The following is a 12,411-nucleotide window of genomic DNA, read 5'->3' as shown; positions in this document are numbered from 1 at the left end:
ATAAAAACTTAGATGTTTGCATGTTTTTTATCTATAATATCCTGAAGCATATGTGCCAGTACTTTATCATTAGGGGGCGCTACAATGTCTATATGTTCACCAGGAATATCATGAATACGCACACCCCTTAATGCCGCCTTCTTCCATCCTAGGTGAGTAGGGTCTAATTTATATTGAGAATCATTTTTCGCACGAAATAAATCCACTTCAAAATCTTGGGGTATAAGATGGTATCTATCAACTATTTTCTGAACCATGCTACTTGCTATTACAAATTGTTCATGTGCTATTGCTTCTTGCTCAGTCATTGAGTCTTTTATCCCAAAATAACGTCTTAGCAAAAACTCTTTTTTTCCTTTAATACGCATTTTTACAGCCTTCCAGCTAACGAGCATTTCTTTTAGAAAATCCAATCTTCTTCGCGTTTTATCGATATATCTTATTAGTAATTTTTGCTGAATTGTTGGATAATAATAGGAAGAATCAATATAGGTGTCTAATAATGCAATAATGCTTACTTTTCTATCTTGTGCTTTTAATTGGCGAGCCATCTCAAAAGCAACAATACCACCAAAAGAAAAGCCTGAAAGAGCATAAGGACCATTCGGATTTATTTTTATAATTTCATCTACATAATGATTTGCCATAGCTTCTATGGATTCATACCATTTATCAAAACCATTAGGTCCATTACCTTGAATTCCGTAAACCGGTTGATCCTCATCAAAGTATTTAATTACATTAGCAAAATTTAAAATATTAAGTCCTGCTCCATGTATCATAAAAAGAGGTACCTTATTTCCACTAGGTTTTATAGGAACTATACAGTCAGAATAAATTTCGCTATCAATATTTAATAATTGGGCAAATTTCTCAACAGTTGAATGTTCAAATAACTCAGATAGAGGAATTCGTTTACCAGTTTCTTTCTCAACTTTGATCATTACTTTTACTGCCAAGATTGAATGCCCGCCCATCTCAAAAAAGTTACTAAAAACATCTACACAGCTTATATTTAGTGTTTCTTGCCATATGTTTGCTATTATCTTTTCTGCTTTTGTGCGAGGCGCAGTAAATTCCGGGTTATTATTAGATTTATATTTTAATAATTCGTTACGATCTATTTTGCCGTTTAGAGTAGTTGGCATTTTTTCCAATATATGAAAATCTTGCGGTATTAAATATTTTGGTAATAGTGATACCAATACATTGCGCCATAAACTTATCTGATTACTAATATCTATAATATCCGAATTAGGAACAATATGGGCAATTAGTACATCAGAATGAGCTAACACAACAGCCAATTTTATACCATCAAGAGACATTAGCGTTCGTTCTATTTCTTCAGGCTCAATGCGATGTCCTCTTATTTTAACCTGTTGGTCTATACGTCCAAGACATTCTATTTCATTAGTAGGGAGTAGTATTCCTAAATCACCTGTACGGTAAACTATACCGTTTTTTGTCTTAGAAAATTTAGTAGTAATAAATTTTTCACTAGTAAGATCTGGTCTTTTCCAATAGCCTTTTCCAACTCCATCTCCTCCAATAGCTATTTCTCCCACATTTCCTGAAGGCAGAAGCATATTTTGTTCATTAATTATATAAAATTGTGTATTGGCAATAGGCACACCAATAGTAATTAATGTTTCATCTGACTTAATTTGCTTTTTGGATGAATATATGGTGGTTTCGGTCGGACCATACATATTCCAAAGTTCATTGCACCTTTTTAAAAGTTCTTTTGCAAGATTAATGGGCAATGCTTCTCCACAGCAAAATAATTTCAAAGGCAATAGTTTTGACCAACCCGCATCTAAAAGCATTTGATAAGTAGTAGGTGTGGCTTGAAGTAATGATATTTTTTTCTTCTCAAGCATCTCCAGCAAGAGTCTTCCATCTCTCGCAGTTTCATGGTTACTAATGATTAATGTTGCGCCTTTAGTAAGTGGTAAATACAATTCTAAACCAGCAATATCAAAGGAAATTGTTGTAATGGATAGAAGTCTGTCTGTTTCCTTTATTCCTGGTTCAATGGCTATCGTACAGAGAAGATTAACTAAGTTTTTATGAGTAATAGAGACCCCTTTGGGTTTTCCAGTAGAGCCAGATGTGTAAAGTAAATATACCACATTCTCAGGATCTATTTTTGTTTGTAACTTTGTGACAGGATATTGATTTAATGATGCGATCGCATCTTCTATTATAATTGTATTGTTTAATTGTGGTAACGATCTGTATAAAGTTTTACTGGTGAGTAAAAATTTAGCTTCAGAGTCTTCAATCATATACTGTAATCGAGATATAGGATATTCGTGATCTAATGGAAGATAAGCCGCGCCGCATTGCATAATAGCTAATAGTGAAATTATTAGTTCTGGGCATCGTGTCATTGAAACTGCAATTAAATCACCCGATGATAGTCCTTGAGTTTTCAAATAATGAGACATTTGATTAATTTTATCTTGAAGATTTTCATATGAAATCTCAATGTCAAGAAACTCTATTGCTATATTTTTTGGTGTTTGCTGAGCTTGTAAAGCAATTAAATCATGAAGGGCAATATTAGGATAGATGGTTGTTGTCGAGTTTATTTCGGAGTAATCACTACTAAAATCCTGATGCGTAATTAGTTCTAAAGTTTTTGATGGGTCTTCAACAACTTTTTGCAATATTTTTTCAAAAGACATCATCATTTTCTTGATGGTTTCTGGTTTGAAAAGTGCCTCATTGTAAGACCACTCAAAAACAAGACTTTTTTCATTACCACTGGCATTTAGGAAAATTTCAAAAGTTTCATAAACTCTAGGAATGCTTATTAATTTATAGGTTAAATTAGAAAATTGAACACCATCAGTCATACCTAAATCAATATTGAATACAATTGGCACCAAAGGGATTCGAGAAGGATCACGTGCAATATTTAGCTTTTGCAAAAGATGACCAAAACTTAATTTCTGATGATCATAAGCATCAAATAGTTCTGATTTTCGTTGTCTTAAATAGTCTTTAAAACTCATATTCGGAATTGGTTTACTTCTTAGCGGAAGTAAATTTACACAGTGTCCAATCAGATGGTTCATTCCTAATGCAGCTTGACCGGCAGAAGGAAGTCCCACTACTATATCTTCCTGACCCGTTAATTGATATAAAAACAGTTCAAAACTGGTTAACAATGTACTGACTAAACTTGAACCAACACTTAATCCAGTTTGTTTTAAATCTGATAATAGATTTGTATCTAATGTGAAATCCAACCTTTGACTTTTATAAGTTCGAAGTGATGGTCTAGGACTGTCAGTGGGTACATTTACAACAGGTATGGATTTTTCATAAATTTCATACCAAAATTTTTCAATCTCTTTGTTTTCATCACTTTCTGAAAACATTTGTTCTTCATTTGCATAGGTACTGAATGGTATCGGTACAGTGATGTCAAGTGTTTTATTTTCAACATAGGCTGAATAAATTGTACCTAAATCTTGTAGCATAATTCCAATCGACCATCCATCACAAATTATATGATGTGAGGTAATTATCAATGTATGGTTATTTTCAGAAAGTTTAAGTAAACCAACTTTTATTAATGGTCCGTGAACAAGATCAAAAATAAAATGAGTATCGTTATTGATATACTGATTTAAAGCCTTTTTTTGGGGAATTTCGTCTAAATTAGAGAGATCTAGATTGGTAACTTCTATATTAAGTTGTTTGTAAATGGACATGTAAACACCATCGGTGCTAAAAGTAGCTCGAAGTGCCTCATGTCTGTCGACCAAGGTTTGAATTGCACGATTCATGACATAGATATCCAAAGAACCAATAAATTCCATTGAAATAGATTCATTGTAGGCTCTTGCGGCATCATTTCCTCCAAAATAACAACCAGTCCAAATTTCAGATTGGGCTTTTGTTGTATAAACAACGTATTCTAATTCGGGGCCTGCAAAAGGATCAAATTTAGGAGTAACATCTAGCATATTCCCTTGAACATTTGACATATTCTCTCTACTATTTAATTTTAATTTTTTTGAATCTGATATGTTACGAATCATAATTTTTTTAATTTATTAGTAACATGTTAAAATTATTATGCTAATTAAATTTAATTTAAAATTGAATTCTTTCAGAAAAAAAATATTTTATGTTAGAAAAAATTCATTTTATAAAGGTCAAAACTGTAATCTTCAATTAATTCTTTTATTTCTAAAAATTCAACCTATTTATATTGGTTATCTTGAGAATTTAATTTATAAATTGATTTTGATATATTCACCATTCTTATTTGAATCTGCAACAAACCAAGCTGGATTGCCATTTTTATCACGACCTAATTTAGCTCCATCCACAGGTGGTTTATTGAGAATAGAAAAATTATTTACATTAGATTTTGATGGTATAGATTCAGTTTTATCAGTTATAAAGAATCCAGCTGAAACCATTTTCTCAAGGCATCTTTTGAAGGTGTTGATAATTTGTGTAAGATCTTCTTCTTTATAAGCTTCAGTCAGAAAACAAGGAAAACCATCCCAGATATGTATTCCGTTTTCACGAAGTAAAGTAAATAATAACTCACCATATAGGACATCTTCATTGAACTTGAGTCTCCACAAAGAACCAAAATGATTGATTGTCATCGGCAAATCTTTTTTCTTAAATTCGTCGTTTAATTCAGATGCTAAACGACTGGTCATCTCATTTAGTCTTTCTTGTAAAGCTGGTCCTTGTTCTTTAAGATGTATAAGGGAAGCTTTAGATGCAGCGAGTGCCAATGGGTGTCTTACAAAGGTACCAGCAAAGTAGGTAACTCCTATTTCTGGAATAGAATCATCACCATACTGCCAATGGCCGCCATCTAGAGCATCCATATATTTTCGTTTACCAGCAATAGCTCCTATTGAAAGTCCTCCACCAATTACTTTGCCATAGGTTGCAATATCAGCCTGAATGTTAAACAGAGCTTGAATTCCCCCAGGATGCATTCGGAAGCCAGTAATAACTTCGTCAAAAATAAGTGCTATGTCAGATTTACTGGTAAGCTCTCTGAGTTTATTTAGAAAATCTTTTGGTTGAAATTCAGGTCTTCTACTTTGCACTGGTTCTACGAGTACAGCTGCTAATTCATCCGCTCGTTCAGTAATTATACGAAGACTTTCTTCTGTTCCATATTCTAAAATCAACATGTTCTGAACAGATTCCGGCATAATTCCGGAAGCTGCCGGAAAAGTTACCAACTTTTTTGAGCCACGAACTAAAACTTCATCAATTATGCCGTGATAGGAGCCAGAAAATGCAACAATCAATGATCGACCTGTTACAGTTCTAGCAATACGCATGGCTCCTAATATAGCCTCAGAACCCGTATTACAAAGTGCGGCACGTTCGTGCTTTGTAAATTCACAGAGTAGATCACAAACTTCGCCCGCTAATGGATGTTGTGGGCCGACTTCAAATCCATTATCAACCTGTTTATGGATTGCTTCTTTAATAAAATCTGGTTGATGTCCAAAGAAACAGGATCCAAATCCATTAAGAGCATCAATATATACATTGCCATCTAAATCCCAAAGGCGATTCCCGCCAGATTTTTCAATGACAAGTGGATAAACTATTTCTTTAGTTAATGGTTTAAATCCAGAAACTACTCTTGGATCTGCCATAATACTTCTGTATTTTTGAGCATAAGATTTGCTTGCGCCAGTTTTTTTTGTGTAGCTTTCTACAAGTTCATTAAGAAATTCTTTTTGAGAATGACTCATTTCATTTGCTTGTTTTTCAATTTTTGGAGAGGCGCCAAATGGTTTTTGATGTTCTGCAATTTCTTCCGGTGTTCTTAAATCTTGAAGTGTGTTTTTTGTAATTATAGCTGGCTCTGATTGTTGAAATGTTTCTTGAATTGTATGGTTAGGCTGCAATATATTATTTCCTTGCAGAAGCTCCATTTGCTTTCCTAACAATTGGAGTTGCTGTGCTATCAACCCTAAAGCCGTGTTGTTTTGATTGTTTATAATAGGAGGAGTTGTATTTGTTATCGGTGAAGATGTCGCAATTATGTTTGAAACTGTTTTCGTAGGGACGGTGTTATTATACTCTTCTTTTGGAAGATTTTGATCAAGGTAATCTGCTAAGAGTGATGGCGAACCAAATTCTTCGTTGAGTTGACGAAAGGTTATAGGAAGTTTGAAATCTTTCTTTAACCGGATTGCAAGCTGAGTAAGTGTCAATGAATCTAAGCCAAGGTCAAGAAAACTTTGAGATGATGCATCATTTGGGTAATCTATACCAGATGTTTGGCTTACAATTGAAGAAATATTGCTAAGAAGAGTAGTTTTTCTCATCGGTTTATTTTCATTAAGATTACTAATTGAATTTTGAGCTGTAATTACATTAGGTCTTGAATTTTGTATTTCGAAACTTAGAGGGTCGATCCAACAAAGCTTGCGGTCGAAAACATAACTGGGTAAATCAACTTTTTGCCTTTTTTGGTGTGAATAAAAGGCATCCCAATCAGGTTCAATTCCTCTAAGCCACAATTCACCTAATGCATTTAGTAAGGAATTGTATTCGTTTTCTTGATTCTTAGGCGACAATAAACTTGTAAATGCAGGAATTATTTTGCCTACTCCTTGTTGTTTTGTCAAAGTCGATAATGTCTGTCCTGGACCAATTTCTAAAAAAATAGGATCTTCTAATTTTAATAAGGTATCTGCGGCATTTGCAAATCTGACAGTGCTGCGCAAATGGGTTGACCAATATGTCGGATTAATGGCTTCGTCATCCTTAAGCCAAGTTCCTGTAACGGTAGAGACAATAGGTAAAGTTGGCTTGTTTAAATGAATTTTTCTCACCTCTGTTTCAAAAATCTCCAAAACTGGATCCATCATAGTGGAATGAAATGCATGACTAGTAAATAATAATTTATTTACAATCTCCTTTGCTTCCAAAGATTTGGCGAATTCTGCTACGGTATCATCTTCACCTGCAACTACGCATAAAGCATTGGAGTTTATAGCCGCAATTGAAAGTGTTTCTGGAAGGATATCTTTTAATTGATCTTCTGATAGTTTTACTGATAGCATACTTCCTCCTGGAAGTTCACTTACTAGTCGACCTCTAATAGCTATTAAATGTAAAGCATCTTGTAAATTAAAAATTCCCGCTAGATGAGCCCCTACAAATTCACCTATACTGTGCCCACAAAAGGCAGTTGCATTGATACCCCAACTTAACCAAAGTTGAGATAAAGCATATTCTGTCACAAATAAAGCAGGCTGCGTGAAACGGGTGTTTTTCAATTTTGCTTCCGTTTCTGCAGTTACTATTTCAGGATATAAAATTTCACGAATATCTAATTTTAATTCATCTAATAAAAAAGCAGCACATTTATCTATTGCTTCTTTGTAAACTTTTTCGTTTTTGTATAGATTCATACCCATTTGAGAAAATTGAGATCCTTGTCCGGGGAAAAGAAAAACAAGTTCGCTAGGTGCTATTTTTAAGACTGTATTTTTAATGCTACTCTTTTTGGAATAAAGTAATTCCTCACTTGCATCAACAGTATTGCCTGATAAAAGAAAGCTTCTGTGTATAAAGGCGTCACGTGTTTTATTTAGTGAAAAAGCAACGTCTGCCAATGGTAAATCAGGTGTTGATTTAAGAAAATTGCCTAATTCAGTTTCATAACCTTTTAAGCTGTTTTCTGACTTGGCTGACCACAATAGTAATTGTAGAGGTCGGCTTGGACCTGAAATTTTTGGCTCAATTGGGTATTCTTCCACTACTAGATGTACATTTGTCCCACCGACGCCAAACGAACTTACACCCGCTCTAAGTGGACCATCAGATTCCCAATTGCGTAATGTAGAATTTACAAAAAAAGGACTGTTTTCAAAATCTATTGCTGGATTTGGGCTATTAAAACCAAGAGAAGGCGGTATGAGCTTGTTATTCATAGCCAGAATTGTTTTTATCAATCCAGCTACCCCGGCAGCAGCAGTGAGATGCCCCATATTGCTTTTTATTGACCCTATTGCACAAAAACCATTTTTAGGTTGTTCACCAAAAGCCATTTTAAGTCCTTCAATCTCAATTGGGTCACCCATAGGGGTTGCTGTTCCGTGAGTTTCTACATAACTGATAGAGTCTGGTGTAACTTTTGCGTCTTGTATTGCTTTCATAATAGCAACAGCTTGTCCTTCTGTACTTGGAGCTGTAAAACTACCCTTGTTGCCGCCATCATTTGTTATTCCTATTCCTTTTATAATTCCGTATATTTTGTCACCATCTTTTTGGGCTGCGTCTAAACTTTTTAGAAGTACAACACCAGCTCCATCACTAAATACGGTTCCCTTTCCCAATGCATCAAAAGAACGACAATGTCCATCCGGACTTAGCATAGAGCCTTCCTGATAGAGATGTCCACTAAAAATAGGTGCAGTTACACTAGAGCCACCGGCAAGTGCAATATCACATTGATTATTTCTAATTCCTTTTACAGCTTCAGCAATGGTGAGGAGTGAGGTTGAGCATGCAGAATGGATACTTAATGTCGGACCCTTTAAGTTTAGATGATAAGCAGTTCTTGAGGAAATGTAATCTTTCTCATTAACAGTTTCAGCTTGAAGATATCCTACGCTATCTAGTATTTCTTTGTTAGTGAGGATATTTTTTTTATAATAGGTATTAGTCCCAGCACCTGCATATACTCCTATACTACCATTATAGTGTTTTGGTAAATAGCCAGTTTGCTCAAGGGTTTCCCATGCGATTTCTAAAAACAAGCGTTGTTGAGGATCCATTACTTCAGCTAGCTTTGGATTTATTCCAAAAAAGGCAGCATCAAATGTATTTGCAGAAGGTATAATACCACGAGCATTAACATAAAGGGGATCATTGCGAAACGAACTAGGAATGGTAGGATCAAGTTCTTCAGGTTTGAAAAAAGTAATTGTTTCTTTTCCTTCTTTTAAAACGTCCCATAATTTGTTTATTGATTGTGCTCCAGGAAACCTTCCTGCCATACCAATAATAGCAACATCTCTTGATTCCCTATCCAGTTTAGGTTTTGAAAAATCTGGCGTACTGTTTGATTTTTTTGTTACTTCTAAAAATTTACAAAGAGTTGATATAGTTGGATATTGATAGATATTGGTAATTGATATATTTAAGTTAAAGTGTTTTTTAAGTATGGTTACTACACGTTGCGTTAAGAGAGATGTCCCTCCCATTTCAAAAAAGTTGTCATCAATGCCAATTATGGGTATTTGCAACTGTTCACTCCAAATTTTTACAATTTCTTTTTCGATTTTTGTTGTTGGTTTTCTTAAGAGAGGTGCTGAATCTGGTCGAACGTATTCCGGAAGAGGTAAATTGTTTTTATCTATTTTTCCATTTGTTGTTATAGGAAAATCATTGACCCACATAAAGAATTTGGGAACCATAAATTCAGGAAGTATCTCCTCAAGCTTGTGTCGAATACTGTTTGTTTCCTGAATTTTCCCAACAGATTGTAAATAAGCAACCAAGCTGGGTTCTCCACCTATGTGATTGCTTATCAGTATTGTAGATCTTTTTATTTCAGGAAGATTATTTATTACTGACTCTATTTCTCCCAATTCTATACGGTGCCCCCTAACTTTTACTTGTTGATCAATTCTCCCCAAGCATTGCACATGTCCATTAGGTAAAAGTTTTCCTAAATCACCAGATAAATACATTTTTTTATCGGATTCTTTCTGGAAAGGATTAGGCACAAAACGTTCGTTTGTAAGTTCAGGTCGATTTAAATATCCTAAAGACACACCATCTCCAGCGATAACAATTTCTCCTACTTCACCATGATTTACAGGCATTCCTTCGGTATCTAATAAATAAACTTGAGTATTGGCAATGGGTTTTCCTATAGTTATTGGATTATCATTTATTGATATTTGGGTAAGAAAAGAGCATACAGTAGTTTCTGTAGGTCCATAAATATTCCATAATTCCCTGCATCGAGAAAGTAATTCATGTGCTAAAGGTATCGGAACAGGTTCTCCTCCGATTAAAGCTTTTATATTCAAAGGTTTTTCCCAACCCGAATCAAGTAGTATTTGCCATATACTTGGCGTCCCCCACATAACTGTAATTTTGTCATCAACAGCTTTTTTAAGTAAAAGTTGTCCATCTCTCCTAGTTTCTTCATCGACAAGGACTACGCAAGCTCCATAGAGTAAAGGAAGGTAGATTTCCATTACCATAGCATCAAAGGAGATTGTTGTTACTGCAAATATTTTGTCAGTTGCACAAATTCCTGGGGCTGCACCCATAGAATAGATAAGATTAATTACATTACAATGTGCAACTTCAACGCCTTTTGGCTTTCCAGTAGATCCGGACGTATAAATTATATATGCAGCAGATTCAGAATCAACCTTAAGGTTTATAGGCTCTATTGGTAAATCTGCTAGCGCATTTAAAATAGCCGCAATAGGAAGCGAAGTAATTTTATTTGAAAAGTTCCTTTTTGAGTTTAAACCTATGTAAAAAGCTGCATTTGAATCTTCAATCATTAAATCCAGTCTTGCATCTGGATATGAAGTGTCTATAGGAATGTATGATGCACCACATTGTAAAACAGCAAAAAGAGAAGTAATTAGTTCGGGCGATCTATTAAGTGAAACAGCAACAATTTGTCCAGGTCTCAAACCTTGAGACCAAAGATAATTAGCCATCTGATTTATCATCTTTCCTAATTCGCCGTATGATATCTGTTTGTCTTCAAACTCAAGTGCGGTAGAGGTAGGGGATGTTTTTACTTGCTCTGCAAAAAGCCCATGCAATGTGCTTTTTGGATACGCCATCTTAGCTCCATTTATCGTATAATCCAAATTATTATTATTCGATCTTGCCATGATAATTTATGTTAATTTCAATTTTGTATAAAAAACATCAAAATTTATATTAATCTTAAAAAGCGTAATTTAAATCCAATAAAATATAATATTAGAGTTATATCATTGCTTCTTTTTTTTATTATTTAAACATTTGCAATTCTATGCTTTGTTAAAAACAAAAAATTAAAATTATTTTTGGTCATTAAATAATATTCATTGAATACAAAAAGAATATGTTTTTAATAGACTGTTAATCAAAAGAAAGAAAAAAAAATTATTAAAACTTGCATTTTCTGTAGAAAGCTATTATTCTCGATGAATAACATATTTTAGATTATTTTATTAAATAGAAATAGAGTTTTTGGCTTAAAATATTGTTTTTTATTTGCTGTACTGTTGGACCTTTTTTTTTCACTTCAAAAATTTTGGGTGTCATTTTGATGTAGTAAATTCTAATTCCTATTTGGTTAAGATTTTTTTAGAAATATTTTCAAATATAAAATTTGCTAATTGCACAAGATGTATGCTCCTTAAGCAATGCAATAAGCGTAAATTTATATTTATGAATAAAATGCGGATGAGCGATTTTCCCAATCTTCTTGATTTTATTTTAATCAATAAATTAGGCCTTAATTAAACAAGTATTTTTAAGTAATAACCAATAACTGAATTTTTAAATGCATTAATCTAAAAAATAAAATAAAGGGAACTATAAATGTAATTAATAAAAAAATTAAACGTTTTATTAATGTCATATAGTTGATTAAAATTATGATATTCGATCAATATGTTTTTTTTAAAGTAATATCTTATCATCTACTTTTTTAGTGATTTATTGAATAGTGAAATTGCATTTATATCTCTTTATTAAATGTAGGAATAATGTCAATTAAAATACATATTTTACGCTTTTAATCGTAAATAGTGTTAATTATATCGGTTTTTTTTTTTTTTAAATAGTTTTGCAATGAAATTATTTTAAATTATTAAAAAGCCTTATAAACAGTGAAGCATCCAAACTTAAAATTTATAAACCTACTCATTATCATGATGTTGTTTTTTTCTTTTAAAGGTATTAGCCAAATTACCCAAGGGAATTCGAACAATATTATGGGGAACATAAATGCATCTGGCAGCAATGCATCTGGTAGTTCTGGTACAGTTGCCTATTCAATAGGACAAGTATTTTATACCTATATAGGAGAATCGGTTTATAGTGTAGCTCAAGGCGTACAACAGGAAGAAAATAGTGAAACTTTAGAGACGCCAGAAAATGTCAAACCCAAAATAGAAATAGCTGTTTTCCCAAATCCAACAACAGATTATATTAACATAGTTATGGAAGGATTTGAGTCGGAAAAAGGTCCTCGATCCTATCAGCTTTATGACTATCTAGGAAGGCTTTTAAAACAAAACACAATTAATGAAACTGAAACTCAGGTTAATTTAAGTAATCTAAGTTCTTCTATTTATATACTTCGAGTATATGTCAACAATGCAGTTTTGAAAACAATTAAAATATTAAAAAAATAAA

The 12,411-nt window shown here is 33.3% G+C and carries 3 protein-coding genes; 1 reads left to right on the top strand and 2 read right to left on the bottom strand.

Going from position 1 to position 12,411, the window contains the following annotated elements:
- Window positions 1-8 precede the first annotated feature (8 nt).
- Both OLM57_RS01000 and OLM57_RS00995 read right to left on the bottom strand, forming a co-directional pair.
- Window positions 9-4,058 carry a non-ribosomal peptide synthetase gene (locus OLM57_RS01000; RefSeq protein ID WP_264565379.1) on the bottom strand — a complete coding sequence of 1,350 codons (4,050 nt, stop codon included), beginning with the start codon at window positions 4,056-4,058 and terminating at the stop codon, window positions 9-11.
- Window positions 4,059-4,253: 195 nt separating this feature from the next.
- Window positions 4,254-10,895, bottom strand: a complete 6,642-nt coding sequence (locus tag OLM57_RS00995; RefSeq protein WP_264565378.1) for a polyketide synthase — start codon at window positions 10,893-10,895, stop codon at window positions 4,254-4,256.
- Between the two features lie 987 nt (window positions 10,896-11,882).
- Here OLM57_RS00995 and OLM57_RS00990 point away from each other — a divergent pair.
- The gene (locus OLM57_RS00990) at window positions 11,883-12,410 is read left to right on the top strand and encodes a T9SS type A sorting domain-containing protein (protein WP_264565377.1); all 528 of its coding nucleotides are present in this window, start codon (window positions 11,883-11,885) and stop codon (window positions 12,408-12,410) included.
- Window position 12,411 lies beyond the last annotated feature (1 nt).

Source organism: Flavobacterium sp. N3904, from assembly GCF_025947305.1.
Lineage (GTDB): Bacteria > Bacteroidota > Bacteroidia > Flavobacteriales > Flavobacteriaceae > Flavobacterium.
The sequence above is the reverse complement of the archived record's forward strand: the minus strand, read 5'-3'. Positions and strand labels throughout refer to the sequence as shown.